Below are 26,669 nucleotides of genomic sequence, written 5' to 3' on the forward strand. Positions count from 1 at the left end.
AATTGATGCCCTGTTTCGCCTCTACTAAAAGTGGCCGAGGCGTTCCGGAGAGTTCCCAACGGCAAAACCGGCCGCCCCCTCCGTGCGGCGCGGAGGGGGCGAACCGGGGTTTCTGGCGGAAGGCTGCGGTCAGCCCTTCACTGCCTTTCCGTCGGGTGCGACGGCGTACCAAGCACCGGCCACACCCTGGCCGTTGGTGTCCCCGGGCTTCTTGTCACCGGCGAAGGTGTAGATCGGGACACAGTCGATGGTCTGCTGCTTCAGTCCGTCGGGCCGGTCGAAGACCACGTAACCCTGACCCCTGGGACCGGACCCCTTCAGGTCGATGCCCTTGGTGTCCTTGGCGTCGACCGGCTCGATGACCGGCCACTTCTCCAGACAGTCGTCGAGGCACGCCGTCTTCATCGGCCAGGGCGAGTCCTTCAGGAATCGGTAGACCGTGTGGCCGTTCTTGTCGACGACGATCTCGCCGAGCTCGGGGTCGTTGCGGGTGGACAGCCCAGGCAGGCCGGCCTGCTCGACCCCACCGCCCTCGCCCTCATCAGCGCCGCCGCCCTGCTGGGCCTTCTTGCCGTCGGGCGCCAGCGCGTACCACTTGCCGCCCACACCCTGGCCCTTGACGTCGCCGGGGGTGGTGTCCTTCGCGTAGCGGTACGCCGGCCAGCCGCCGACGGTCAGCTGCTTGGTGCCGTCGGCACGGGTGACCTCGCCGAGCAGCGCCTTGTCGATGCCGGCGCCGGCCGTGGCGTCGTCCGCCGGTACCGGCGGCCAGGTCGTGGCGCAGTCGCCGTCACAGTTCGTCTTCGGCGGCTCGGCGGTGTCCTGGTCGAACCGGTACAGGGTCATGCCCGCACTGTCGGTCACCATGTTGCCGACTTCCGCGTTGGCGGAGACGGCCAACTGGCCGGCGAGAGAAGCCTGGTTGGCGTTGCTCTGTTCGTTCTGGGCGCCGGTGCCGGCTCCGGCCCCGGCGCCTGCCTGTCCGTAGTCACCGGCCGCGGCCGTGGCACCCACGTTCTGGCTCGGCGACGGGCTGCTTTCCTGACCGCACGCCGTCGTCAGCGCCAGAACAGCCGCAGCGCTCGCCACGAGTGAGGCGCTCCGCCAGGAGGTCTTCATCTTCAACTCCCCGATCATCGCAACGATGTTGCAGCGCCTTGCTGCGCCGCGCACGGTCCTAAGTACGAGCAGTGACCGCCGTTGTGTTCAAACGCCCCGCGGATTTCTTTCCGAAACCTGTGCCACACCGCGCCCGCGACCTGCGCCCCTGCCGCAGTGACTCTCGTATGAGCGTGCGTATCTCCGGACAGGCGAACGCGTGCGGATCAAACCGGCGACACCCTGCTGTCCCTCCTTCGGGGCAATCCCCCGGCGCTCGAGCGTACGCCGGTGCGCCAAGGCCCATGATCTTCGTCGTGCATGGACCCGAACCGACCCACGGCACCATCGCCATACGGGTGTTGTCCCTCGTCACGCTGGCATGGATGGTCGTCGGCGCCCCGGCGGGCACGGCGGTCGCCGATGTCTGCGCGTACGCGTCGACCGGCCCCGGCGGCACGGAGGCGGTGGCGGTCGTCGGAAGCGCCACCTGGCCCACTCCCGCGACCTGGCCCACCCACCCCGCGTGCCCGGCGCCCACGCCGACACCGACTCCCACCCCGACGCCGACGCCAACTCCTGAACCGCCGAAGCCCACCCCCACCCCGGACCCGACGCCCACGCCGAAACCGCCGCCGAAGCCACGGCCCACGCCGCCCCCCGAGCCGCCGCCCGCACCGGCCCCACCGGCTCCGCAGCCCGCGGCCCCACGGCCGGCGCCCACACCCCCACCCAGCCCCACACCGACACCGCCGGCCAAGCCGACCCCGCGTGTGTCCGTGACCCCGGTGAGCTATCCGGCGTACCACCCCGCACCGCGCAAGCGGACGACACGCAGTGCCACGTCGCCGCTCACCTTCGTCCTGCTCATCACCGTGCCCGCGGTGGCCGCGATCGCCGCGCTGCGTCCCCGCTGATTTCTGGAGGCACCTCTTGCCGGAATGGCTTGTTCTCATCCTCGCGATGCTGGCTGTCTGCGTCGTGGTGGTCATCATCACCGTCGTCCGCCATCGGACGGCGGCGGACGACGAGGATCCCGACGACACTCCCGACGTCATCGAGTACATGACGATGTGGATCGGAGTGGTGTACGCCATCGTCCTGGGCCTGGCCATCGCCGGTGTCTGGGAGGGCCGCAGCGCCGCCCAGGACCACGTCCAGGCCGAGGCGGTCGCCCTGCACGAGATCTCGGAACGGGTCCGGGTCTATCCCACCGACGTCCGCGACCGTATTCGTGACGATGTCAACACCTATGTCGGACACGTCGTGAACACCGAGTGGAAGGCGATGTCCGACGACGGCAAGATCACCGAGCGCGGCACCGAGCTCCTCGACCGCATCCGCGAGGACGTCACCGACTACCAGCCGAGGACCGACTTCGAGGCCCAGGCCTACCAGCCGCTCGTCGACCAGGTCACCGCGGCGGACCAGGCACGCAGCGCCCGCGCCGGCGCGACCGGGGAGACGATGCCGGGAGTGGTGTGGTTCGGGCTGATCACCGGAGGGGTGGTCACGATCGGGATGATCTTCGTCCTGCAGATCCGGCGTACGGCACGGGAGCTGATCCTCGCCGGGCTGTTCTCGGCGCTGATCGCCTTCCTGCTCTTCCTCATCTGGGACTTCGACGCGCCCTACAGCCGGGGTGTCACCGCCTCGGCCGATCCGTTCCTGGACCTCTTCCCCCACATCGGCGGCTGACGGGCCCCGCGCCGGGACATCCTCGGGGGACGGCCGCCACACCGCGGCGGTCCCCCGATCGAGGCGGCACCGTCCCCTGTACGGCCCACACGGTTGACCCGTTCGCGCTACTGCGATCGCGCCCCCGCACGCACCTTTCTAGCGTTCCGGTCATCGAGGTGCATTTCTGGCGCAAGCGGAAAAAGTCCGCAGCTGCTCCTCGGGGACCGGAGGATCCACCATGCGCGCGATACGCGTCGCCTCGGCCGCACTGCTGGGCGTCACCGCCCTGGCACTGGCCTCTCCCGCCGCTCACGCACGCGGTGACGAGCACACCGGCTTCCGGGCCAGTGTGCTGCCGACGACCACCGAGCCCGGCGGGCAGGTGTCCCTGCGCGTCACCGGCTGCGACCAGGATGTGTACGTCTCCTCGGGGGTCTTCGACACGGTGACGATCCGCAGGGGCCAGGGCTCGGCCACGGCGGTGGTCGACCGGGACGCGCGCGAGGGCGCCGTGTACTCGGTGAAGTTCAGCTGCGGCACCTTCTGGCAGGAGGTGGACCTCACCATCGCCGAGGGCCGCCCGGGCCACCACCGGGTCCCGCCACGGGGCGTGCACGCCGGTGAGGGTGGCAGCGCCGGCGGTTTCGACCTCCAGGAGATCGGGCTCGGCCTCGCGCTCATCACCGGCTCGATCGGAGCGGCGTACCACTTCTCACGGCGCCGCACGGACGAGGACGGCGCCTGACCCACCCCTCCCACCCCAGACCTTCGCCCCGGACCCTACGAAGGGTCCGGGGCGAATCGGCTCCCGGGATCGGCGGCGGTCAGATCCGCTTCTCGGACCGGCGCCGCATCCAGAACACTCCGCCGCCGACGACGGCCGCGGCCACGAGACCGCCGCCGATGACCATGTCGGTCGGGGTCGCCCCGGTGGAGCTGCTGCCGCCGATGCCGCCGCGGACACCGCCGATGACAGCGAAGGCGTTCGGCCGGGTCAGGGTGGAGCCGGAGCAGTGGACGGTGACGTCGTACGGGCCGGGTCGGGCGTTGGTGTGGACGGTCGCGATGCCTCTGGCTGTGTCGTTGCCGCCTCTGGACGGGAACAGCCTGGCCCGTGGGAAGGCACGGGAGGTCGCGGTGCCGCCGTTGGGGCAGCCGTCGACCGTGATGGTCACCTGACCGCCTCGGGCGATGACCCTGGGCATCACGGCGATATTCCTCGGGAAGAACCGGCCGTTGCCGCCGTGGTGCCCACCGTGGCCGCCATTTCCGCCGAAGCCGCCACCGTGATCGCCGCCGTTGCCACCGAACCCACCACCGTTGCCACCGAAGCCGTCGCCACCAAAGCCGTCGCGACCGAAGCCGTCGCCGCCGAAGCCGCCATTTCCGCCGAAGCCACCGTGGTGGTCGCCGTTGCCACCGAACCCACCGCCGTAGCCGCCGCTGCCGTCGGGGTCGTTCATGCCGTCCCAGGCGACGGCCGCGGGAGCGGCGAGCCCGAGGACGGCGACCGCGGCGGCCGAGACCGCCAGGGAACGAGTAGTACGCATGTGATCCTCCGCGGAAGACGCCCCGGGACCCGTCCCCGGTCGATCGGCGAGAAAGCGCCTCCAAGAAAGACCCTCAGATGCCCTGCTCGCGCCCGCATTTCGGGAATGGTCCGTCCTGGTGAGAAGACACGCCGAAGGAAAACCACACAATCGGATATTGCCGCAGGTCACGCACCGTCAGAAAATTCCTGTTCGCGGCGACTCGGATGGCGCACCACGGTGGCGTTCGGGCCACCCGTTCGCTTCCGCCCCGTCGCTGGCGGTGCCCGCGGGACTTAGCGTTCTCCTATGCGCCATTGACGTGGTGACGGCCGCGTCGAGAGGGGAAGTCGAATGTCTGGGTACGAGGTGGCCGAAGAGGAGGAGCAGCGGAAGAAGCGCGCTCCTTGGGGCGTGATAGCGCTTGTTCTGCTGACCGGCCTCGCGCTCATTCGGAATGGTTCGGGAGAGTTCGACGAGGGGCCCCCGCAGCCCGCCTCGGCAGCCGCCGCGGAGGCCCGGACACCGCAGGGCGCCTTCCTGCGGGCGCCCAGCGCGCTGCCGTACGCCGCGCCGGAGCGGGTCAGGATCCCGGCGATCCAGGTCGACGCGCCCATGATGCCGGTCGGCCTGGACGCGGCCGGCTGGGTCGACGCGCCGCCGCCGGAGGACCCGAATCTCGCCGGTTGGTTCACCGGCGCCGTCACCCCCGGTGAAAAGGGCACCGCCGTGATCGTCGGCCATGTCGACAACACTCAGGGCCCGGCCGTGTTCTACGGACTGGGCGCCCTCAAGAAGGGATATCGCGTCGAGGTCGCCCGCAAGGACGCGAAGACGGCCGTGTTCGAGATCTACGGCATCGAGGTCTTCGAGAAGAACAACTTCCCCGGCGACCGTGTCTACGCCTCCAAGGGCAGCCCCGAATTGCGGGTCATCACCTGCGGCGGCGGTTTCTCCAAGCAGAACGGCTACGACGGGAACGTCGTCGTCTTCGCCCGTCTGGTCGAGGTGCGCTGAGCGTTGCCGGCCGGGCGGGCTCGGCCCGTCAGACGTGCCGCCGGCGCGGGACGGTGATGTGGTAGCCGTCGTCCAGCAGTTGGGGCAGATAGTCGCGCAGGGCGCGGACGCTCTCCGAGCGGTCGCCCCCGGCGTCGTGCGCGAGCACCACGACGCCGGGGGCGGCGCCGTTCTCGACCCGGTCGACGATGGTGCGGGCGCCGGGCTCGGTCCAGTCGAGGGTGTCGACCGTCCACGCCAGCGGCTCCATACCCAGTTCGGCGCCGAGTTGGAAGGCCGCGCGGTTCCAGGCGCCGTAGGGGGCGCGGAACCAGCGGGGCCACTCGCCGGACGCGTCCTCGATGACCTCGCAGGTACGTTTCATCTCGGAGCGGATCTGCTTCCGGGTGAGGCGGGTGAGCAGCGGGTGGGACCAGGTGTGGTTGCCGACGACATGGCCTTCGTCGGCCATGCGCTCCACCAGGTCCGGGTTCTCGGCGGCCATTTCGCCGCAGACGAAGAACATCGCGCGGACGTCGTAGGCCTGCAGCGTGTCCAGGATGTCCGGGGTGTAGCGGGGGTCCGGGCCGTCGTCGAAGGTCAGCACCATGGTCCGGCCGCGGCCGGAGATTCGTAGAAAGGGTTCGCGCCGCACGAGGAGCCGCCGTGCCGCGGCCCGTGGCGGTCCGTGACCGGTGAGGGGCTGCAGCCGGTAGGCGGAGGGCTTGAGGGCGCGGCGCGCCTGCGGGCCCGCGGCCCCGGCGACGGGCGGCCGGACCGGCTGGTCGCCCGCGCGCACCGTGAGCAGTCCGGCGGTGCCGGCCGCCCCGACCGTGGCGGCGCCGAAGGCCAACGCCCGGCGCCGGGTGAGCAACTGATCCTTCTTCATGACTCATCAGTCGCCCCTCGGGGCCCCGACGCACCACGGCGGCACCTCAGCGGCGGCATGATTCCACCCGGGCGGCGTATGACGGTTCGTCAGGGAAACGGCGGGTGTCTCCCGAGTGGGCGAATCGATGAGAAGCCCGGCAACGGCTGCGGGACCTGGGGGTTCCGATAGCCTCACAGGCGTGACGGATCAGCAGCACTCGCCCTCGCAAGGGTTCGAACGGGGCACGGACGGGCCGAAGGTCATCGTCGTCGGCGTGGACGGCTCCGACTCCTCATTGCGGGCCGCGGCCTACGCCGGTGGACTGGCCCGGCGGCAGCGCGCACTCCTCGCGATCGTGTACGTGCAGCCCGTGATGGGCGCCGGCGCGGCGCTCGGGGCGCCGGTCGCGGAGACGACGGACGCGATCGCCGAGAACATCGTCGCGGAGATCAGGGACGCGACGGAGCGTGTGAAGGGGATATTCGACGTCCGCTGGGAGTTCCACACGTTCCGCGGCGACCCCTACAACGGCCTCGTCAAGGCGGCCGACGAGCTCAAGGCCGACGCCGTGGTGGTGGGTGCGTCGGAGCAGGCGGGGCACCGGATCATCGGGTCCGTTGCGATTCGGTTGGTGAAGGCGGGGCGGTGGCCGGTGACGGTGGTGCCGTAACGCTCCGCTGGGGGTGCCGGGATAAGAAGTGCCGCTTTATGCCGTCTCTTGTCTGCCGCGCCGTCGTGGCTTGTCGCGCAGTTGCCCGCGCCCCTACGGGGCGCCCATCGCCAGGCCGTCTTTTGCTGCTCCCCTACTGAACACCACGTCTCTGATTCGGTCGCGTACGCCCTGTAGCTCGGCGCCCTTCTTCAGGGCCTCGTTGAGGTTCACCACGCGGCCGGCGTCGATGTCGAACAGTTGTGGGATGAACTCGGCCTTCGTCACCTGCCAGCGGGCGCCGGGCTTGGTGGGCGGGGCGAAGGTGAAGCGGGCGAGGGTGGACTGGTTGCCTCGCGGGTCCTGTGCGCCCTGGTGGTTGAACATGGCGCCGGCGATCTGGTCGCCCATTCCGTAGACGACCCAGGTGCCGTTGACCTTCTCGTACGCCTGCGGGACATGGGCGTGGGTGCCGAGGATCAGGTCGATGTCCGGGCGGTCCCCGGTGCGGGCGGCGGTGAGGGTCCGGGCCAGGGACTGCTGGCCCCGGTCGGGGGCGTCCTGCCATTCCGTGCCCCAGTGCATGGACACCACGACCACGTCGGCGCCGGCCTGCCGGGCGGCGCGGGCGTCCGCGATGATCTTGCGCTCGTCGATCAGGTTGACGGCCCAGGGCTGTCCCGGCGGCAGCGGGAAGCCGTTCGTGCCGTAGGTGTAGGCGAGGTGGGCGACCTTCGCCCTCCCCGCGGGCAGGACCGTGGCGGTGCGCGCCTCGGCTTCGTCGCGTGCCGATCCGGCGTGCCGTACGCCCGCTCGGTCGAGGGCGTCCAGTGTGCGGCGGACGCCGTCCGCGCCGTCGTCCAGGCTGTGGTTGGAGGCGGTGGAGCAGCCGTCGTAGCCGGTGGCGGCGAGGCCGGTCGCGACCTCGGGCGGGGACTTGAAGGTGGGGTAGCCGGTGTACTCGCCGTTCTCTCCGTACACCGTCTCCATGTGGCACAGCGCCAGGTCGGCGCGGGAGACGACGGGTGCGATCCCGGAGAACATCGGGCGGAAGTCGTAGCCGGTGCCGCCCGCGTCGAAGCGCGCCCGGTCGATGATCGCGCTGTGCGGGAGGACGTCGCCGGAGGCGACGAGCGTGAATCCGCCGGCCGCGGAGGGGGCCGGACGCCCCGCCGGGTCGGTGTCGTCGCGGGCCTCGGCCTGGCAGGCGGCGCCTGCGGCGAGGACGGCCGTGAGGGCCAGGGCAACCTGCTGTCTGCGTGCAATCATCGCTCACCCCGTCGCGATCATATTTCCAGACAAATAGGTATGAATCTGCACGCTTCCGCAAACAACCTGACTGGCTTCATTAGCCCGTCCGGCGCTCACCGGCAGCGGAATGAACCGTTCGTCGTACCGTTCGTCGACGCGATCGACCGTCCGCCGCAGATCCGTGTGAGCTCTCTGTCCGAACGGCACACCCTGCGATGCCATACGGCCATGACGGCCGGAATCACCCTCTCGAACGGGACGACGACCGCCGAGCACGAGCTCGCCGCACTGCAGCGGGAGCACGGCCGGCCTCTTTTCGCGCTGCTGCTCCGGCTCTGCGACGGTGACCGGCAGCGCGCCGAGGACCTCGTGCAGGAGACGCTCGTACGCGCCTGGCAGCATCCCGAGGCGCTGCGCGCCGATGACTTCGACTCCGTACGGCCGTGGCTGCTGACCGTGGGACGGCGGCTCGCCATCGACGCGCGGCGGGCCCGGCAGGCGCGGCCCGCCGAGGTCGGGGACGCGGTCCTGGAGAACGCGCGTGTGATAGCCGACCATGCCGAGCGGGCGGCGGCGGCACTCGATGTACGCGAGGCTGTGAAGACACTCACTCCGGAGCACCGTGAAGTCCTGGTGCTCGTGTATTTCCACGGGGCGAGTGTGGCGGAGGCCGCGGCGGCGCTCGGAATTCCGCCCGGTACGGTGAAGTCCCGCGCGTACTACGCGCTGCGCGCCCTGCGCAGGGTGCTTCCGGGATACGCGGCCGACCTGCGGTGAAACCAATGGATGAGTCAAACCTCCGTAAAGCGCCTTGCTGAAGACCCCCGTTGAGCAATCAGCTGTCTTCATCCGTGTTCCGGACTGGGGCCCGGGGTCGGGCGACGCGCACGCACCGGAGGAAGGCAGGAAGGGATGCTGCACAGAGGTCAAGAGAGCACGGACGGCACCGGCGGCGGTGAACTGACCGTCCCCATGGCGTGGTTGTACGCCGAGTACATCGCCGACGAGCTGCTGCGGACAGGCGATCTGATGCCGCCGACGTCCTTCGAGTTCCGCGCCGGACGGGATGCGCTGGCGCTGACCATCTTCCTGTCCGACACCGACGGCGAGTTGTCCGGCATCCGGGTCGTCACCCAGCTGGAGACCTGGCTTTCGCTGACGGCGTACGACCAGCCGTGGCAGGACTGGGTGCGCGAGCGCCTGGCGAAGCTGGCCGCCGAGGCGATCGAGTCGGGGGACCCCGCACCCGACCTGGAGCTGGCGGAGGCGGCCTGGCGCTGGCTCGAGGAGACCGAGCTGCTCGCGCCCGACCTGAACGCGGTGCCTGGGGGCGCCGCGATGGCCGGCGAGGACGACGGGCCGAAGGTGTGGACGCCGGCCTGGCAGCTGGGGCTGCCGCTGGGACATCTCGCCATCCATCTTTTTTGAGATTTCGCGGCGATCCGACCAATCCTCGGCCCCACCGGCTCCGAATCCCTAGGTTGCGATTCGGTAAGGGGCTTGAGTGATTCTTCGGCTTGGTGCGTACCGATGGGAGCAAGGAGTAACCCCACCCGCACCCAACGGCACGAGGATTCGGCATGAGGTCCCTGGAAAGGCATCGCGACGTCGCCGCGTACGCGCTCGGCGTGCTGGACGAGGCGGACGCCTTCCGCTTCGAGGACCACCTCATGGAGTGCCCCAGCTGCACGGCACACGTGACCGAATTCGGGCCGGTGACCCGGCAGTTGATGTTGTACCGGCGGGCCACGCCGCGCTTTGTGAACCCCCTCACCCAGCCCGGGAACCGGCTGCTTGACCGGCTGATCGGCGAGGTGACGGCACGGCGCCGGGTCGGGCGCAGGCGGGTGCTGTACGCCGTGGCGGCCTCGGTGGCGATCGCCGTGGCGGCGCCCGCGGTGGCGATCACGGCGGGCGGCGGCGACGCCGGCTCCGGCTCCGTGCGCATCACCGCGACCGACGAGCGGTCGGGCGTATGGGCGCAGGTCACGGCGGAGAACGCGGCCTCGGGCAGTCAGATCGAGCTGAGCGTGAAGGACGGGGCCGGGCCGCGCCCCTGCCGCCTGATCGTCCGGGGCCAGGACGGCTCGGAGGAGACGGTCACCCACTGGATGACGCCCCGCCACGACGCCCGCCCGAACACCATGCACGGCAGTTCGTCGATGCACATCGACCAGATCGCCCGCTACGAGGTCCGCACGACGGACGGCGAGCATCTGGTGACCCTCGACGCGCAGTAGACCAGGCGACGACGGAGACCGGTGAGCTGACCGACGTCTCACTTCAGCAGCCGGGACATCCTCCGGTCGGCCAGGGGCTTGCCGCCGGTCTGGCAGGTCGGGCAGTACTGCAGTGAGGAGTCGCTGAAGGAGACCTCGCGGATCGTGTCGCCGCACACCGGGCAGGGCTCGCCCGTCTTGCCGTGCACGCGCAGGCCGCTCTTCTTCTCGGCCTTGAGGCGTCCGGCGGCGACGCCGCGGGAGCGCTCGACGGCCTCGGTGAGGGTGCCGCGCAGCGCCTCGTACAGGCGGGTGGTCTCCTCGGGCGTCAGGGACGCGGCCAGTTTGAAGGGGGACATCTTCGCGGCGTGCAGGATCTCGTCGCTGTAGGCGTTGCCCACGCCGGCGATCAGGCTCTGGTCGCGCAGGGCGCCCTTGAGCTGCCGTCTCTCGTCCCCCAGCAGGGCCGCGAACCGGGGTTCGTCGAAGTCGTCGGCGAGCGGGTCGGGGCCGAGGCGGGCGACGCCGGGGACCTCCTGGGGGTCGTGGACGACATACACCGCGAGCCGCTTCTGGGTTCCGGCCTCCGTCAGGTCGAAGCCCTCGCCGGTCTCCAGGGCGACACGCAGCGCGAGGGGGCCCTTGCCGGGCTTGGGCGGGCCGTCCGGGAGCTTGTCCTTCCAGTGCAGCCAGCCGGCGCGGGCGAGGTGGGTGACGAAGTGCGGGCCGCCGTCGGTCTCGAGGTCGAGGAACTTGCCGTGCCGGTGCACGGCGGTGACCGCGTGGCCCTCGACGGCCGTGAGCGGAGGGTCGTACGTCTTCAGCACGCTGATCGCGACGGGCAGCACCCGGACGATCTCGTGGCCGACCAGGTTCTCGGTCAGGAAGTCCTTGAGCGCTTCCACCTCGGGCAGTTCCGGCATACGTCCAGAGTGCCATCCGGGACCGGCGGACTCAGCTCCGTTCCCCCACCACGAACTCGCACCAGACGCATTTTCCGCCGCCCCGCGCCTCCACGCCCCACACGTCCGTGAGCAGGTCGACGAGGAGCAGTCCGCGCCCGGAGACGCCGGCCTCGCCGGCGTCGCGGCGGCGGGGCAGGGCGCTGGAGGAGTCCTCGACGTCGACGCGCAGCCGCCGGTCGGTGGCGGTCAGTACCCGCAGGGTGACGACGGCGGAGCCCTCGGTGTGCATCAGGGCGTTGGTGATCAGCTCGTCGGCGACGAGTTCGATCTCGTCGGCGCGCTCGCGGGCGCCCCAGGCGAGGACGGCGGCGCGGATCATGTGCCGGGCCTGGGTGAGGGCCTCGGGGTCGCCGGGTGCCACGTGCTGCTGGAGCCGGCCGCCGGACTGGGGGGTGTCCAGGCTGCGGCGGCGCAGCAGGAGCAGGGCCACGTCGTCGTCGGCGCCGCGTTCCTCGGCCACGTCGATGAGCCGTTCGGCGAGGTCGCGTACGTCGTCCGGGCCGGTCTTGATCATGGCCACGAGGGTCTGCATGCCGTCGTCGAGGTCGGCGCCGGGCTGTTCGATCAGGCCGTCGGTGCACAGCAGCAGGGTGTGGCCGGGGTCGAGCTCGATGGTGCCGACCGGGTATTCAAGGCGGCCGAACTCGGCGGACAGACCGAGCGGCAGCCCGCCGTCCACGGCTATCCGGCGGCAGGTCCCGTCGGTCTGCCGGATCAGCGGGTCGATATGGCCTGCCCGGACCACCTGGACGACTCCGGTGGACAGGTCGGCCTCCGCGTACAGGCAGGTCGCGAAGCGGTCGGTGTCGAGTTCGTGCAGGAAGACGGAGGCACGGGCCATCACGGTGGCGGGGGTGTGGCCCTCGGCGGCGTAAGCGCGCAGGACGATGCGCAGCTGTCCCATGACGGCGGCGGCGTGGGTGTCGTGGCCCTGGACGTCGCCGATGACGGCGCCGACCCGGCCGCCCGGCAGCGGGATCAGGTCGTACCAGTCGCCGCCGATGTCCCGGCCCAGGGAGCCCGCGGCGGAACCGGCGCGGTAGCGGACGGCGATGTCGGCGCCGGGCACGCTGGGGATGGTGCGCGGCAGCATCGCCTGCTGGAGGCCGGTCGCGAGGTCCTTCTCCTGCTCGTAGAACATGGCCCGCTGCAGGCTCTGCGCGATGCTGGAGCCGAGGGCGACGAGGACGTTGCGTTCGTCGGCGCTGAAGCCGCGCCGGTCGCTGTAGAGCAGGCCCATCGCGCCGATGGGTTTCGCCTGGGCGATCAGCGGCAGATAGGCGGCCGACGTGATGTTCAGGTCGGTGATGTGCGGCCACAGGATCGGATAGCTCTCGGCGAACTCCTCCGGCGACTCGATGAACCGCGGGGCGAGGGTGCGGACGACCTCGCCCATGGGGTAGGGCTCGTCGATGCGGGTGACGAGGGTGCCGGGCACGAAGCTGCCCGCCGGGCCCTCGGCGATCAGCCGGATCCGGCCGGCCTCGACCAGGCCCATGACCAGGCTGGTGGCGCCGAGATGGGTGAGGCCGTGGGTGTCCTTGAGGACGTCGATGACGTCCTGGACGGTACGGGCGTGCGCGAGGGCGGCGGTGGTGAGCTGGACGACGTTGGTCTGCCGGCGGCGGGCCTCGTCCTGGGCCGCCTGGTCCCGGCGGGCCTCGATCTCTTCGAATTCCTGGGTGGCGTCCCGGACTATGCCGATGATCCGGCGCGGCCGGCCGTTCTCGTCGCGGCGGATGTAGCCCTGGGTGTGGGTCCAGCGCATATTGCCGTCGCGGCGGCGGATACGGAAGTAGGTGCCGTAGTTCTCGCTGCCGTCCTTCATGGCCTGGGAGACCAGGCCGTCGATCCGGTAGGCCTCCGGGCGCGGGACCCGGAGGGCGAGGGTCTCGGGGTTGCCGTCGTATTCGTCGGGGCGCAGGTCGAAGACCTCGTGGGCCTGGGCGTCCATGTGGAAGAGGCCGGTGTCCAGGTCCCAGTCGAAGCTGCCCATGCGATTGAGCGCCAGGATCGGATCCGGGTGGGCGGGCCAGTCGTCCGGGAGTGACAGGGCGCTCGCTCCCCGATCAACCATGGGCCTACCTTGCCAGGATTCGACTGATTCTTCGACCGGTGAGCGGAGTTCCCGCAAACAATTTGGCGGCCGTCAGGAAAGCGAGGGTATGGGTACAGAGAGTGACCCGAGGTTCCGGCGCGACAATGGGGTCAGGAGAGCATGGCCGTGGAGTGGTTCACCGCACCCGACTACTGGCTGAGCCGGCTGGTCTTCCAGCGGGCTCTGGCCGCCGTGTATCTGGTCGCGTTCCTCACGGCGGCGCTGCAGTTCCGTCCGCTGCTGGGCGAGCGCGGCATGCTGCCGATCCCCCGGTTCGTCGCGCGGGTGCCCTTCAAGCGGGCCCCGAGTCTGTTCCAACTGCACTACTCGGACCGGTACTTCGCGGCCTGCGCGTGGGCGGGCTGCGCGGTGTCGGCGGCGCTGCTGGCGGGGCTGGACTCGCTGCTGCCGCTGTGGGGCGGCATGCTGCTGTGGCTGGTGCCGTGGGTGCTGTATCTGTCGATCGTCAACGTCGGCCAGACCTGGTACGGCTTCGGCTGGGAGTCGCTGCTTCTGGAGGTCGGCTTCCTCGCGGTCTTCCTCGGCAACGACGAGGTGGCCCCGCCGATCGTCGTCCTCTTCCTGCTGCGCTGGATCCTGTTCCGGGTGGAGTTCGGCGCGGGGCTGATCAAGATGCGCGGTGACGCCTGCTGGCGGAACCTGACGTGTCTGTACCACCACCACGAGACCCAGCCGATGCCGGGCCCGCTGAGCTGGTTCTTCCACCATCTCCCCCGGCCTCTGCACCGCGCGGAGGTGGCCGCGAACCACTTCACCCAGCTCGTCGTGCCCTTCCTGCTGTTCACGCCGCAGCCGATCGCGACGGCCGCGGCGTCCTTGATGATTGTCACCCAGCTGTGGCTGGTCCTGTCGGGCAACTTCTCCTGGCTGAACTGGATCACGATCGTGCTGGCCCTGCCGGCGATCGAGTTCCCCACCACACCGCCGTCCGTCGCCGACGCCCCGCTCTGGTACGAGATCGTCGTCCTCTCCGTCGCCGCGCTGCTCGTGGGCCTGAGCTACCAGCCGGTCCGCAACATGATCTCCCGCCGCCAGGTGATGAACCGCTCCTTCGACCCGCTGCACCTGGTCAACACCTACGGGGCGTTCGGCAGCGTCAGCCGGATCCGCTACGAGGTGGTCGTCGAGGGCACGACCGAGCCGGTGCCGCGCGAGGACTCGGACTGGCGGGAGTACGAGTTCAAGGGCAAGCCGGGTGATCCCCGGCGCTGGCCGCGCCAGTTCGCGCCGTACCATCTGCGGCTCGACTGGATGATGTGGTTCGCCGCGCTGTCGCCCGCGTATGCCGGCTCCTGGTTCGGCGCCCTGGTGGAGCGGCTGCTGGAGAACGACCGCGCCACCCTGAAACTGCTGCGCCGCTCACCCTTCCCGCCCGACGAGCCCCCGCGGTTCGTCCGCGCCCGTCTCTTCCGTTACCGCTACACGACCTGGCGTGAGCTGCGGGAGACGGGCGCGTGCTGGGAGCGGACGTATGTGCGGGAGTATCTGCCGCCGACGCGGCTGGCGGGGGTGGCTCAGAGGTCGTAGACGCGGGTGGCGGTGGCCTCGAAGATACGGGAGCGGTCGCTCGGGTCCGTCAACTCCTTTGCCGCCGACAGCACTTCACCGTAGGTCGCCGCCAGTGTGCACACCGGCCAGTCCGAGCCGAACATCAGGCGGTCCGGGCCGAAGGCGTCGAGGACGGTGTCGGCGTACGGGCGCAGGTCGTCGACCGTCCAGGACCTCGGGTCGGCCTCGGTGACCATGCCGGAGAGCTTGCAGACCGTGTTGGGCCGTGCGGCGAGGGTGCGGACGGCGCTCGCCCAGGGTTCCTGTCGGCCGGAGGCGATGGGGGGTTTGCCGAGGTGGTCCAGGACGAAGGTGAGGTCCGGGTGGTCCGCGGCGGCCTTGGCGCAGGCGGGCAGTTGGTGGGGCAGGACGACGAGGTCGTAGACGAGGCCCGCGTCGGCGACGGCGGCGAGTCCACGGCGGACGTCGGGACGCAGCAGCCACTCGGGGTCGGGTTCGCCCTGGACCTGGTGGCGGATGCCCTTCAGGTGGTCGCCGCCGGGGAGTTCACGCAGCCGTGCCAGCTCGTCGGCGACGTCCGGGCGGGTGAGGTCGGTCCAGCCGACGACCGCGCCGATCAGGTCGTGCGCGGCGGCGAGGGCGAGGAACTCCGGGGTCTCGTCGGGCACGGTGACCGTCTGGACGAGGACGGTACGGTCCACTCCTGTGGCCCGCGCCTCGGGTTCCAGGTCGGCGACGCCGAAGTTCCGCCGAATCGGCCGCAGTTCGTCTCCGGTGATCCAGTCCTGGTCGCGTACGGAGAGGTCCCAGACATGGTGGTGGGCGTCGACGGTCACGGCAGCTCCCATACGACGGGCAGGCCCGCGTCGGCTCCCTCGCCGCTGTAGTCGTGCACCACGTCGAGGAGTTCCGCCATCCGCGCCTGCCAGGCGACGTTGACCGGCAGCTGCTCCAGCTCGGCGAGGAGCCGGGCGTAGTCCGCGCACTCCAGGACGTGGAAGAGGTCGGTGCCACTGCGCCAGATCGTCCAGGAGGTGGCGCCGGCGGCGCGGATGGCGTCCGTCAGCTCTTTGGGGACCTCGCGGTGCGCGGCCTCGTATTCCGCGACCCGGTCCGCGCGGACCTTGGTGTGCAGGGCGACTCTCATTGCGGCTCCTCGTCGGACAGCAGGCCGGTCTCTCTCAGCTCCCGCCAGAACGCCTCCGGCACCTGAGACGCGAACTGCTCGGCGCAGTCCCGGACTTCGGCCGCCGACCGCGCGCCGACGAGGACGCTCGCGACGGCCGGGTGCGCGGCGCAGTAGGCGAGGGCGGCGGCCCGCAGGGTGATGCCGTGGCGGTCGGCGACGGACCGCATGCGCAGGGCGCGGTCCAGCATCTCCTGTGGTGGCCGGTCGTAGTTGTACGTCGATTCCGGCCTCGGATCCGCCAGCAGGCCGGAGTTGAAGGCGCCGCCGATGACGACGGACGTGCCGCGGTCCACGGCGGCGGGCAGCAGTTCGGTGAGCGCGCTCTGGTCGAGCAGCGTGTAGCGGCCGGCGCACAGCACCACGTCGACGTCCGTGTCGCGGACGAAGCGGGTCAGCATGCCGGCCTGGTTCATGCCGGCTCCGATGGCGCCGACGACGCCTTCGGAGCGCAGCTTCTCCAGCGCCGGGTAGCCCTCGTGAAAGGCCTGTTCGGCGTGGTCGTCGGGGTCGTGGAGGTAGACGACGTCGACGCGGTCGAGGCCGAGCCGTTCCAGGCTGGCGTCGAGGGTGCGTCGTATGCCGTCGGCGCTGAAGTCCCAGACGCGGCGGTGGGAGGCGGGTACGGCGAAGCCGTGGGCGAGGTCGTCTCTCGGGGTGTCGACCGGTTCCAGGCGGCGGCCGACCTTCGTCGAGATCGTGTACGCGTCCCGTGGGTGCTCGCGCAGGGCGGCGCCCAGGCGGCGTTCGGACAGGCCGAGGCCGTAGTGCGGGGCGGTGTCGAAGTAGCGGATGCCCTGCTGCCAGGCGGCGGCGACGGTTTCGTGCGCCTGCTCGTCCGTGACCTCGGTGAACAGGTTGCCGATCGCGGCGGCGCCGAGGGCGAGCGGGCTGACCTCGACGCCGCTCCCGCCGAGGGTGTTCACCGGCCGCCCGCCGGGCGCAACCGGGGTGCTCACTGGCCCGCCGGGCGCAGGCGCAGGCCCTGCATGCCGCCGTCGACGGCCAGGGCCGTGCCGGTGGTGGCGCCGGAGAGGGGGCTCGCCAAGTAGGCGATGGCGCCCGCGACTTCGGCCGCGCTGACCAGGCGGCCGGTGGGCTGGCGGGCCTCCAGGGCGGCGCGTTCGGCGGCCGGGTCGGCGGCGGCGCCGAGGAGGCGGCCGACCCACGGGGTGTCCACGGTGCCGGGGTTGACGCAGTTGACGCGGATGCCCTCGCGGACGTGGTCGGCGGCCATGGCGAGGGTGAGGGAGTACACGGCTCCCTTGGTCGCGCTGTACAGGGCGCGTTGCGGGAGTCCCGCGGTGGCGGCGATGGAGCAGGTGTTGACGATCGCGGCGTGGGAGGACTCGCGCAGGTGCGGGAGGGCGGCGCGGGCGGCGCGGACCATGCCGACGACGTTGACGTCCATCACGCGGTGCCATTCGGCGTCGTCGTTGTCCTCGACGGTGCCCTGGGCGCCGATGCCCGCGTTGTTGATCAGGATGTCGAGGCCGCCGAGTTCGGCGACGGCGGCGGCGACGGCCTCGCGGACGGAGGCGTCGTCGGTGACGTCGGCGCGGTGGGCGAGCAGCGGCTTCTCCACGGAGGACGGGTCCAGGTCCAGGACGGCGACCTGGGCGCCGCGCGCGGCCAGGAGTTCCGCGGTGGCCCGGCCGATGCCGGAGGCACCACCCGTCACCAGGGCCCTCAGTCCCTCGAAGTCGCTCATGCCGCCTGCCCCTTCTGCTGCGTCTGGAGGTCGGCGGCCCAGAAGGCGCCGCCGGGGAACGTGTACCGGGCGATGGACTCGGGCCGCATGTCCGCGGAGAAGCCCGGTGCGCTGGGTGCCGTGTAGTGACCGTCGCGGATCACCACCGGGGCGAGGAAGTGGTCGTGCAGATGGTCGACGTACTCGATGACGCGGTCGTCGGTGGTGCCGGTGACGGCGACGTAGTCGAACATCGAGAGGTGCTGGACGAGTTCGCACAGGCCGACGCCGCCCGCGTGCGGGCAGACCGGCACGCCGAACTTGGCGGCGAGCAGCAGGATCGCGAGGTTCTCGTTGACGCCGGCGACGCGGGCCGCGTCGATCTGGACGACGTCGATCGCGCCGGCCTGGAGCAGCTGCTTGAAGACGACCCGGTTCTGGACGTGCTCCCCGGTGGCGACCTTCACCGGGGTCACGGCCTTGCGGATCGCGGCGTGCCCGAGGATGTCGTCGGGGCTGGTGGGCTCCTCGATCCAGTACGGGTCGAACTCGGCGAGGGCCTTGGTCCAGCGGATCGCCTCGTCGACGTCCCAGCGCTGGTTGGCGTCGATCGCCATGCGGATGTCCGGGCCGATCACGGACCGGGCGACCCGGCAGCGCCGGATGTCGTCCTCCAGATCGGCGCCGACCTTCAGCTTGATCTGCCGGAAGCCGTCGGCGACCGCCTCGGCGGCGAGCCGGGTGAGCTTGTCGTCGTCGTAGCCGAGCCAGCCGGCGGAGGTGGTGTAGGCGGGGTAGCCGTGCTCCAGGAGCCGGGCTCTGCGGTCCTCGGCGCCGTCCCGGCCGCGTCGGAGAAGGGTCAGCGCCTCCTCGGGGGTGAGCGCGTCGGTGAGGTAGCGGAAGTCGATCTGGCCGACCAGCCACTCGGGGTCGGCGTCGGCGAGGAACTGCCACAGCGGCTTGCCCGCCCGCTTGGCGGCGAGGTCCCACACGGCGTTGGTCACCGCGCCGATCGCCATGTGCATCACGCCCTTCTCGGGCCCGAGCCAGCGCAGTTGGCTGTCGCCGATCAGATCCCGGAACAGCACTCCGGGGTCGGCGCACACCTCGTCCACGGACCGTCCGACCACATGATGGCGCAGTGCGTGGATCGCGGCGACCTGGACCTCGTTGCCCCGCCCGATGGTGAAGGTGAAACCGTGCCCCTCAGAACCATCCTCGGCGTCTGTGCGCAGCACGACGTACGCGGCCGAGTAGTCGGGGTCCGGGTTCATCGCGTCGGAGCCGTCGAGCTCCCGCGAGGTGGGGAAACGGATGTCATAGGTGTCGAGCGCGGAGATACGTGAAGAGGGGTCGGGCGTCTGGGACACAGAGGGCCTTTCGGTGGCTGGCGGGGAACAACGCTGGTCAGTCCTGGGCGCGGCCCGTCGTGACGCGGGCGATCATGAGGGCGACGAGGATGATTCCGCCGTAGATGGCCTGGATCCAGAAGGACGGCACCTGGGCGAGGGTGAGCAGGTTCTGTACGACGCCCAGGAGCAGTACGCCGGTCAGGGCGCCGAACATGGTGCCCTTGCCGCCGTCCAGGCTGATGCCGCCGATCACCGCCGCCGCGAACACGGTGAAGATCATGTTGTTGCCCTGGTTGGCGCTGATCGCGCCGACGTAGCCGGTCTGCATGATCCCGCCGACCGCCGCCAGCACACCCGCGACGACGAACACGCCGAGCATCACGCGCTCGACCCGGATACCGGCCGCCCGGGCCGCGTCCGCGTTGCCGCCGATGGCGTACAGCGCGCGCCCGATGCGGTGGTACTTCAGCACCAGCCCGGCGACCGCGAAGGCGACGGCGGCCAGCCACACCGACATCGGGACGTTGAGGAAGGTCGTCGTCGCGAGGGAGTAGAAGCTGTCGGGCATCCCGAACAGCGTCTTGCCCTTGGTCGCGCCGACCAGCAGACCACGCAGCACGATCAGCATCGCCAGCGTCACGATGAACGCGTTCAGCCGGAACTTCACGACCAGGATCCCGTTGAACCCGCCGATCGCCGCACCGACCACCAGGACCGCCAGCAGGGACAGCGCGGCCGGGAATTCGGTGCCCCAGCCGGACTGCGCGACGGGCAGCACGAGCAGCGCTCCGACGGCGGGCGCGATACCGACGACGGACTCCAGCGACAGGTCGAACTTGCCGGTGATCAGCACCAGCGACTCGGCCAGCACCACCATCGCGAGCGCGGCCGAGGCGCCGAGGATCGAGATCAGGTTGCGCTCGGTGAGGAACGAGTCGTTGACCACCGCGCCGAGCACCATGAGCAGCAACAGGGCCGGTACGAGGGCCAGTTCGCGGGCGCGACGCAGCAGCACCGTGCGGGCCGCCCCGGCCTCGGGCACCCGCGGCAGCTTCACCGGCGGAGCCTTGGTGTCAGCCATGGTCCACTCCTTCGATGGAGGCGATCAGCTCGTGGTCGCGCCAGCCCGCCGGGTGCTCGGCGACGACACGGCCGTGGAAGAGGACGAGGACGCGGTCGCAGCGCCGCAGGTCGTCGAGTTCGTCGGAGACGACCAGCACGGCGGTGCCGTCCTCGCGGGCGCTGTCCATCCGGGCCAGCAGGGACTCCTTGGACTTCACGTCGACGCCCGCGGTGGGGTTGATGAGGACCAGGAGTCTGGGGTCGGAGGCGAGGGCGCGGGCCATGACGACCTTCTGCGCGTTGCCGCCGGACAGGTCGGAGACGGGCTGGTCGGGGCCCTCGGTGTGGATGTCGAGGCGGTCGATGAGAGCGGTCGCGAAACCGCGCTTGCGGTCGGTGCCGACGAAGCCGTACCGGCCGAGCCGGTTCAGGACGCTCATGGTGGCGTTGTCGCCGACGGTCATGCCGGCGACCAGGCCCTGCTCATGCCGGTCCCGCGGCACACAGCCGACGCCCGCCTTCAGGGCAGCCTGCACATCGCCGAACGGGAGCCGCTCCCCGTCCAGTCGGGCACTCCCGCCCGTCGGGGTGTGCAGTCCCGCGAAGGACTCGGCGAGTTCGACCTTGCCGCTGCCGCTGATGCCGGCCAGTCCGACGACCTCGCCGCGGCGGACGGTGAGGTCGATGTTCCGGTACGCCGGGGAGGTGAGCCCGCGGGCTTCGAGGAGAACGGGGGCGTCGTGGTCGACGTCCCTGGGGTCCACGGCCTGTTCGGCGATGGTCTCGATGGACTCCCCCGCCATGGCCTCCACCAGGGCCTGCCGCGGGAGTTCGGCGACCGGGGCCGTGGTGATCCAGCGGGCGTCACGCAGCACGGTGACGGTCTGGCAGACCTCGTAGACCTCCTGGAGGTGGTGCGAGATGAACAGGAAGGTGACGCCGGAGTCCTGGAGTGCGCGCATGCGGGTGAAGAGCCGCTCGATCTCACGGTTGTCGAGCTGGGCGGTGGGTTCGTCGAGCACGATGAACCGGGCGCCGAAGCTCAACGCGCGGGCGATCTCCACCATTTGGCGGTCCTCGACCTTGAGGTCGGCGGTGCGGGCCTCGGGGTCGACGCGCACGTCCCAGGTGTCGAGGAGCGCGGCGGCCTCGGACCTGAGCGTGCGCCAGCTGATGAAACCGCGCTGCAAGGGCTGCCGGTTGATGAACAGGTTCTCGGCGACGGTCAGCTCGGGGACGACCGTGGGCTTCTGGTAGACGCAGGCCACCTTGCGGCGCCAGGCGTCCCGGTCGGCGAGCGGGGGTGCGGGTTCGCCGTCGAAGCGGACCGTGCCCTCGTCGGCGGGCTGGAGGCCGGTGAGGATGTTCACCAGGGTGGACTTTCCGGCGCCGTTGCGGCCGACGAGGCCGTGGGACTCGCCGGGGAACACAGTGAGTTGGCCTTCGTACAGGGCGGTGGTGGGGCCGTATCGCTTGGTGATGCCACGCGCCTCGACAAGTGGGGTGCTCATCCGACCGTGTTGCCCCACAGCTCGGGGTCGTCGACGTTCTCCTTGGTGACCAGCGGCGCGGGCAGCTGGTCCTCGAGGATGCCGCTGGGCAGCTTGACGATCTCGGAACCGTGGTCCGTCGGGCCCGGCTTGAAGGTCTTCCCCTCCATCGCCGCTTTGATGTAGTACATGCCGTACTTGGCGTACAGGTCGGCGGGCTGGGAGACGGTGGCGTCGATCTCGCCCTTGCGGATGGCGTCGTACTCCTGCGGGATGCCGTCGTTGGAGACGATCGTGATGTGGCCCGCCTGGCCCGTCTTCTTCAGCATGCCCTTGGACTTCAGGGTCTGGAGCGTGGGCGCGAGGTAGACGCCGCCCGCCTGCATGTAGATGCCCTTGATGTCGGGGTTGGCGTTCAGCAGCGTGTCGAGCTTGGAGGCCGCCGTGTCCGACTCCCACTTGGCCGGTATCTCCAGGACCTTCAGCTTCGGGTACTTCGTCTTGACGCAGTCGCGGAACGCCTCCGAGCGGTCACGGCCGTTGACCGAGGCGAGGTCGCCCATGATCTGTACGACCTTGCCGGACGGGATCTGCTTGCCGAGGTACTCGCAGGCCTTCTCGCCGTACGCGACGTTGTTGGCACGGACGACCATGGCGACCTTGCCCTTCTCGGGCGCCACGTCGACGGCGACCACGGGCACGCCCTTGCGCTCGGCCTGGTCGAGCCCGGCCTCGATGGCGGCGCTGTCCAGCGGGGCCACGACCACGCCCTTCACGCCCTGGTTGAGCTGGTTGTTGATGTCGGTGATCTGCTGGGAGGGATCGCTGTTGGAGTTGACCGTCTTCAGCGCCTCCACCCCTTCGGACTTGGCCATCTTCGGTACGTAGTCGTTGTACGACTGCCAGAACGGCGAGGTCAGCAGGGGCAGGATCACCCCGACCTTGCCGGTGCCGCCGGCTCCCGCACTCGCGGACCCGGTGTCCTTGGTGCTGCCGCATGCCGTGAGCGCGAGGGCGCCGCAGACGGCAACCGCCGCCGCGCGCACCATCCGCGGGGAGACCCGCCACCGTTCGTTCCGCACAGATCCGTCGGCCATTCTGCCAGCTCCTCATCGAGCGTGATCGAGCAGTTGCCCGCATATTTATCAGACCACTTCGGCCTGACAACACCCTCGCGCAGCAAATATTGCCGGTTTCCGGCCATAGTGGTCCGACCACATCGGAGATTAGACTGCGGGCGCACCGTCGACAGGAGGAGTGGCGTGGACGAGACCGCCCCGCAGAAGGGCACGGTGACGCAGCGCGCCATCGAGCAGATCAAGGCGATGATCGGCGAGGGCCGCCTTGAGCCGGGCCAGCGGCTGCCGACCGAGCGCGATCTCGCGGTCCGGCTGGGCATCTCCCGCAGCTCGATGCGCGAGGCGATCCGCGCGCTCACGGTGCTCGGCGTCCTGGAGGCGCGGCACGGCTCCGGTATCTACGTCACCCAGCTCCAGGCCGGTGACCTGCTGGAGACGTTCGGGGTGGTCGCCGACCTCTCCCGCGGCCCGCGCCTGGTGGAGTTGCTGGAGGTCCGCCGCATCCTGGAGTCCACGGCGACCGCGCTGGCCGCCGCGCGCATCACCCCGGACCAGCTCGCCGAGGTGGAGAAGCACCTCACGGCGATGAACGCCACCGACGACCCCGACGAGATCCTCGCCCACGACCTCGCCTTCCACCGCGAGATCGCCGTCGCCGCCGGCAACGACACCATGGCCGCCATCCTGGAGGGCCTCTCCTCCCGCACCTTCCGCGCCCGTGTCTGGCGCGGCTACCAGGAAGAGGGCGCCTTCGCCCGCACCCGCCGCGAACACGCCGCGATCCACCGCGCCCTCGCCGCCCGCGACCCGGAGGCGGCACGGGCGGCGGCGGCCGCGCATGTGGGCGAGGTGGAGGAGTGGCTGCGGACGCAGCTGCCCGACTGAGCCCGCACCCATCGGGTCAGGCCCGCTTCAGCCTCAGGGTCATGAGCTGGAACGGCCGCAGCCGTACGGTGATCCTGTTGCCGTCGCGCTGAGGCAAGGCTTCCGGCAGCGGGCGTTCCAGCAGGTCCGTCACCTCCACGCCCGCGACCTCGAACCCCGCGGTGAGCGTCGCGCGGGCGCGCCCACCGTGGGCCTCGTGGAACCGGACCACCACATCGCCGCTGCCGTCGTCGGCCAGCTTGACGGCCGTGACGACGACCGCGTCCTGATCGACGCTCACCAGCGGGGCAACGTCGGACGCGCCCGTGATCCGCCGCTCCGGCTGGTTGATCCGCCAGCCCTCGCGGACGGCATCACCGATGTGCGCACCTGGCACCAGGGCGTGCCGGAACCGGTGGACGCCCTGGTCGGTCTCCGGATCGGGGAAGCGCGGGGCGCGCAACAAAGACACGCGCACTGTCGTGGTCGTACCACCATCGGCGTCCGTGCGGACGGCACGGGTCACGTCATGGCCGTACGTCGAGTCGTTGACGATCGCCACACCCCAGCCCGGCTCCTCCAGATGCACGAACCGGTGGTTGCACGCCTCGAACTTGGCCGCCTCCCAGCTGGTGTTGGTGTGCGTGGGCCGGTGGAAGTGCCCGAACTGGGTCTCGGACGCATACCGTTCGGCGTGCACGTCGAGCGGGAAGGCCAGCTTGAGGAACTTCTCGGTCTCGTGCCAGTCGACCTCGGTGTCCAGCACCAGCCGCCGCTCCCCCGGCGCGAGCGACAGCACCTGCGTGAGACGCGACGCGCCGAAGGACCGTACGATCCGGACCGACACGCCGTCGTCACCTGCGGTCACCTCGTCGGCGTCGGTGAGGTCGGTGACGGTGTTGCGGTAGAACTCGTCGACGTCCCAGGCGTCCCACATGTTCGGGAAGTCGGGATGGAGCTGGAGGAGGTTCGCGGCCCGTCCGGGGGCGATCGACTCGCGGTCGGCGTCGATGTCGTAGGCGGAAACCACGAGACCCCGGTTGTCGACCTCGATGCGCAGCAGACCGTTGTCGAGGACGTGGCTGCCGTCGGTGCGCGGGGCGAGCGTGGTGCGGCCTTCGGCGACGGGCGCCTGCGCGCCGCCGGCCGGGACGCCGCCGCGCGCGTGCGGGGCCGCGTTGAAGACGAGCGGAGTCGAGCCTTCCCCCGCCAGCGCGCGCTGGGCCGCGTCGATGATCCCGTTCAGCTCGCCGGCGAGTCGCTCATACGTCGCGCGTGCCTCGCGGTGGACCCAGGCGATGGAGGAGCCGGGCAGGATGTCGTGGAACTGGTGCAGCAGGACCGTCTTCCAAATGCGGTCCAACTCCTCGTACGGGTAAGGGAATCCGGTGCGTACGGCCGCGGTGGCCGCCCAGAGTTCGGCCTCGCGCAGGAGGTGTTCGCTGCGGCGGTTGCCCTGCTTGGTCTTCGCCTGGCTGGTGAGGGTGGCGCGGTGGAGTTCGAGGTAGAGCTCGCCGACCCAGACGGGCGGGTTCGGGTATTCGGCCTCGGCCTTCTCGAAGAACGCGGCCGGGGTCTCCCACACCACGGTCGCCGATCCTTCGAGGTCGCGCAGGCGGGCCGCCTTGGCGACCATCTCGCGCGTGGTGCCGCCGCCCCCGTCGCCCCAGCCCGTGGGCGCGAGGGAGTGCCGGGCCCGCCCTTTGTCCTTGAAGTTGCGGGCGGCGTGGGCGAGTTCACTGCCCTTCATGGAGCAGTTGTAGGTGTCGACGGGCGGGAAGTGCGTGAAGATGCGCGTGCCGTCGATGCCCTCCCAGGTGAAGGTGTGGTGCGGGAACGTGTTGGTCCGGGACCAGGAGATCTTCTGCGTGAGCAGCCACTTGGAGCCGGCCGCCTTGATGATCTGCGGCAGTCCCGCGGCGAAGCCGAAGGTGTCGGGCAGCCAGGCCTCGTCGTTCTCGATGCCGAACTCGTCGAGGAAGAACCGCTTTCCGTGCACGAACTGCCGGGCCATCGCCTCCGAGCCCGGCATGTTGGTGTCCGACTCCACCCACATGCCCCCGGCCGGCACGAACCGCCCGTCCGCCACGGCCTTCTTCACCCGCGCCCACACCTCGGGCCGGTGCTCCTTCACCCACGCCCACTGCTGGGCCTGCGACATGGCGAAGACGAACTCGGGCTCGTCCTCGATCAGCGCGGTCATGTTCGAGGTCGTACGGGCCACCTTGCGCACGGTCTCGCGCAGCGGCCACAGCCACGCCGAGTCGATGTGCGCGTGCCCGACGGCACTGACGCGGTGCGCGGACGGGGCGGCGGGGGTGGCGAGGACGTCGGTGAGCTGTGAACGCGCCCGCGCCGCCGTGCCGTTGACATCCTGAAGGTCGATGGCGTCGAGGGCCTTCTCCACAGCCCGCAGAATGTCCCAGCGCCGGGCCGAGTCGACCGGGAACTCGGCCATCAGCTCGCCGAGCACCTCCAGGTCCAGGACGAGCTGCCACACGGTCTCGTCGAAGACGGCGAGGTCCATGCGGGTGAGCGTGTACTGCGGGTCGCTGCCCGCGGTCTCCTTGTCGCCCAGCTGGGTGGGCAGGAAGGGGTGGTAGTCGAGGATGACGGGGTTGGACGCGGCCTCGATGTGCAGTCGGACCTCCTCGCCGCCCTCGACGGGCGCGCCGATCCGCACCCATTGGTTGCGTGGGTTGAGTCCCTTCACCGGGGTGCCGTCGGGCCGGTAGACCAGGCCCTCGCACTGGAAGCCGGGCATGTTCTCGTCGAAGCCGAGGTCGAGGAGCGCCTCGACGGTCCGCCCGGCCCAGGCCTCGGGGACGGTCCCGGTGACCCGGAACCAGCTGGTGCCCCACGGAGCACCCCAGCGGGCGCCCACCTCGATCGGCCCGGGTGCGGCCGCGAGCCCTTCCTCGACCGGCACGGGCTCGCCGGGCGCGTGCCACACCGCCACGTCCAGCGGTACGGACTCGGGGTACACGGCGGGGCGGACACGTTCGTCGAGGACGCGCTTGAGGCGGGCTTCGACCAGGCTGCGGTCGTCATGCATGCGGG

Annotated in this window: 25 protein-coding genes; 10 read left to right on the forward strand and 15 right to left on the reverse strand. The window is 70.6% G+C overall.

All coding sequences use genetic code 11. The annotated features are described in order from the left end of the window. Positions 1-129 precede the first annotated feature (129 nt). Entirely contained in the window at positions 130-1,119 is a 990-nt protein-coding gene (locus tag OG828_RS05250) for an SCO0930 family lipoprotein (protein WP_328371598.1), read from the reverse strand. Positions 1,120-1,415: 296 nt separating this feature from the next. Between OG828_RS05250 and OG828_RS05255 the strand changes: the two genes are divergently transcribed. The 3 genes from OG828_RS05255 to OG828_RS05265 all read left to right on the forward strand — a co-directional run bounded on the left by OG828_RS05255 (position 1,416) and on the right by OG828_RS05265 (position 3,523). Further along, positions 1,416-2,015, forward strand: a complete 600-nt coding sequence (locus OG828_RS05255) for a hypothetical protein (RefSeq protein WP_328350693.1) — start codon at positions 1,416-1,418, stop codon at positions 2,013-2,015. Between the two features lie 46 nt (positions 2,016-2,061). Continuing rightward, positions 2,062-2,796 (forward strand): bestrophin-like domain, encoded by a 735-nt coding sequence (locus OG828_RS05260; protein WP_328371601.1) that lies wholly within the window; start codon positions 2,062-2,064, stop codon positions 2,794-2,796. A gap of 220 nt (positions 2,797-3,016) precedes the next feature. Further along, the gene (locus OG828_RS05265; RefSeq protein WP_328350696.1) at positions 3,017-3,523 is read left to right on the forward strand and encodes a hypothetical protein; all 507 of its coding nucleotides are present in this window, start codon (positions 3,017-3,019) and stop codon (positions 3,521-3,523) included. A 79-nt stretch (positions 3,524-3,602) separates the two neighbouring features. On the opposite strand, the gene OG828_RS49460 is transcribed toward OG828_RS05265, so the two are convergent. Continuing rightward, positions 3,603-4,328 carry a hypothetical protein gene (locus OG828_RS49460; RefSeq protein WP_443062370.1) on the reverse strand — a complete coding sequence of 242 codons (726 nt, stop codon included), beginning with the start codon at positions 4,326-4,328 and terminating at the stop codon, positions 3,603-3,605. 333 nt (positions 4,329-4,661) lie between these two features. Between OG828_RS49460 and OG828_RS05275 the strand changes: the two genes are divergently transcribed. Next, complete coding sequence (locus tag OG828_RS05275) at positions 4,662-5,324, forward strand: class F sortase (RefSeq protein WP_328350699.1); 663 nt, start codon at positions 4,662-4,664, stop codon at positions 5,322-5,324. 28 nt (positions 5,325-5,352) lie between these two features. Here the strand turns inward: OG828_RS05275 and OG828_RS05280 are convergent, their stop codons facing one another. Then, complete coding sequence (locus tag OG828_RS05280; protein ID WP_328500261.1) at positions 5,353-6,192, reverse strand: polysaccharide deacetylase family protein; 840 nt, start codon at positions 6,190-6,192, stop codon at positions 5,353-5,355. 181 nt (positions 6,193-6,373) lie between these two features. Here OG828_RS05280 and OG828_RS05285 point away from each other — a divergent pair, with 181 nt between their 5' ends. Then, positions 6,374-6,844 carry a universal stress protein gene (locus tag OG828_RS05285; RefSeq protein WP_210569622.1) on the forward strand — a complete coding sequence of 157 codons (471 nt, stop codon included), beginning with the start codon at positions 6,374-6,376 and terminating at the stop codon, positions 6,842-6,844. Between the two features lie 93 nt (positions 6,845-6,937). Here OG828_RS05285 and OG828_RS05290 read toward each other — a convergent pair whose 3' ends face one another. Then, positions 6,938-8,092: a CapA family protein gene (locus tag OG828_RS05290; RefSeq protein ID WP_328500262.1), complete on the reverse strand. Its 1,155-nt coding sequence runs from the start codon at positions 8,090-8,092 to the stop codon at positions 6,938-6,940. 210 nt (positions 8,093-8,302) lie between these two features. Here OG828_RS05290 and OG828_RS05295 point away from each other — a divergent pair, with 210 nt between their 5' ends. The 3 genes from OG828_RS05295 (at position 8,303) to OG828_RS05305 (ending at position 10,314) form a co-directional block, all read left to right on the forward strand. Continuing rightward, on the forward strand, positions 8,303-8,851 hold the full coding sequence (locus tag OG828_RS05295; RefSeq protein WP_210569617.1) for a sigma-70 family RNA polymerase sigma factor: 549 nt from the start codon (positions 8,303-8,305) through the stop codon (positions 8,849-8,851). Between the two features lie 135 nt (positions 8,852-8,986). After that, complete coding sequence (locus OG828_RS05300; protein WP_328350711.1) at positions 8,987-9,502, forward strand: hypothetical protein; 516 nt, start codon at positions 8,987-8,989, stop codon at positions 9,500-9,502. Positions 9,503-9,654: 152 nt separating this feature from the next. Beyond that, complete coding sequence (locus tag OG828_RS05305; protein WP_328500263.1) at positions 9,655-10,314, forward strand: zf-HC2 domain-containing protein; 660 nt, start codon at positions 9,655-9,657, stop codon at positions 10,312-10,314. Between the two features lie 38 nt (positions 10,315-10,352). On the opposite strand, the gene OG828_RS05310 is transcribed toward OG828_RS05305, so the two are convergent. Both OG828_RS05310 and OG828_RS05315 read right to left on the reverse strand, forming a co-directional pair. After that, positions 10,353-11,216: an Fpg/Nei family DNA glycosylase gene (locus OG828_RS05310; protein ID WP_328350716.1), complete on the reverse strand. Its 864-nt coding sequence runs from the start codon at positions 11,214-11,216 to the stop codon at positions 10,353-10,355. Between the two features lie 31 nt (positions 11,217-11,247). Continuing rightward, complete coding sequence (locus OG828_RS05315; RefSeq protein WP_328500264.1) at positions 11,248-13,335, reverse strand: SpoIIE family protein phosphatase; 2,088 nt, start codon at positions 13,333-13,335, stop codon at positions 11,248-11,250. A 147-nt stretch (positions 13,336-13,482) separates the two neighbouring features. Here OG828_RS05315 and OG828_RS05320 point away from each other — a divergent pair, with 147 nt between their 5' ends. Beyond that, the gene (locus OG828_RS05320) at positions 13,483-14,904 is read left to right on the forward strand and encodes a lipase maturation factor family protein (protein WP_328504805.1); all 1,422 of its coding nucleotides are present in this window, start codon (positions 13,483-13,485) and stop codon (positions 14,902-14,904) included. Here OG828_RS05320 and OG828_RS05325 read toward each other — a convergent pair. The 8 genes from OG828_RS05325 to OG828_RS05360 are packed head-to-tail and all read right to left on the reverse strand — an operon-like array spanning position 14,892 to position 22,715. Continuing rightward, the gene (locus OG828_RS05325) at positions 14,892-15,722 is read right to left on the reverse strand and encodes an amidohydrolase family protein (protein WP_328350722.1); all 831 of its coding nucleotides are present in this window, start codon (positions 15,720-15,722) and stop codon (positions 14,892-14,894) included. The two genes, OG828_RS05320 and OG828_RS05325, sit on opposite strands and share 13 nt — an antisense overlap. Next, entirely contained in the window at positions 15,719-16,033 is a 315-nt protein-coding gene (locus tag OG828_RS05330) for an L-rhamnose mutarotase (protein ID WP_210569603.1), read from the reverse strand. The genes OG828_RS05325 and OG828_RS05330 overlap by 4 nt, the downstream gene beginning before the upstream one ends. Further along, on the reverse strand, positions 16,030-16,998 hold the full coding sequence (locus OG828_RS05335; protein WP_328504806.1) for an aldo/keto reductase: 969 nt from the start codon (positions 16,996-16,998) through the stop codon (positions 16,030-16,032). Before OG828_RS05335 ends, OG828_RS05330 begins: the two co-directional genes overlap by 4 nt. A gap of 29 nt (positions 16,999-17,027) precedes the next feature. Further along, positions 17,028-17,783: an SDR family NAD(P)-dependent oxidoreductase gene (locus OG828_RS05340; protein WP_328350729.1), complete on the reverse strand. Its 756-nt coding sequence runs from the start codon at positions 17,781-17,783 to the stop codon at positions 17,028-17,030. Beyond that, positions 17,780-19,132, reverse strand: a complete 1,353-nt coding sequence (locus OG828_RS05345) for an L-fuconate dehydratase (RefSeq protein ID WP_328436723.1) — start codon at positions 19,130-19,132, stop codon at positions 17,780-17,782. The genes OG828_RS05340 and OG828_RS05345 overlap by 4 nt, the downstream gene beginning before the upstream one ends. Before the next feature lie 37 nt (positions 19,133-19,169). After that, positions 19,170-20,195, reverse strand: coding sequence for an ABC transporter permease (locus OG828_RS05350; protein WP_210569597.1), 1,026 nt, complete (start codon positions 20,193-20,195; stop codon positions 19,170-19,172). Next, positions 20,188-21,687: a sugar ABC transporter ATP-binding protein gene (locus tag OG828_RS05355; RefSeq protein WP_328350736.1), complete on the reverse strand. Its 1,500-nt coding sequence runs from the start codon at positions 21,685-21,687 to the stop codon at positions 20,188-20,190. Before OG828_RS05355 ends, OG828_RS05350 begins: the two co-directional genes overlap by 8 nt. Further along, positions 21,684-22,715: a sugar ABC transporter substrate-binding protein gene (locus OG828_RS05360; RefSeq protein ID WP_443060264.1), complete on the reverse strand. Its 1,032-nt coding sequence runs from the start codon at positions 22,713-22,715 to the stop codon at positions 21,684-21,686. Before OG828_RS05360 ends, OG828_RS05355 begins: the two co-directional genes overlap by 4 nt. Before the next feature lie 213 nt (positions 22,716-22,928). On the opposite strand from OG828_RS05360, the gene OG828_RS05365 reads away from it, so the two are divergent. Beyond that, on the forward strand, positions 22,929-23,630 hold the full coding sequence (locus OG828_RS05365; protein WP_328350742.1) for a FadR/GntR family transcriptional regulator: 702 nt from the start codon (positions 22,929-22,931) through the stop codon (positions 23,628-23,630). A 16-nt stretch (positions 23,631-23,646) separates the two neighbouring features. On the opposite strand, the gene OG828_RS05370 is transcribed toward OG828_RS05365, so the two are convergent. Continuing rightward, entirely contained in the window at positions 23,647-26,664 is a 3,018-nt protein-coding gene (locus tag OG828_RS05370; RefSeq protein ID WP_328500265.1) for an alpha-mannosidase, read from the reverse strand. Positions 26,665-26,669: the final 5 nt, after the last annotated feature.

This window comes from Streptomyces sp. NBC_00457 (assembly GCF_036014015.1).
In the GTDB taxonomy this organism is placed as follows: domain Bacteria; phylum Actinomycetota; class Actinomycetes; order Streptomycetales; family Streptomycetaceae; genus Streptomyces.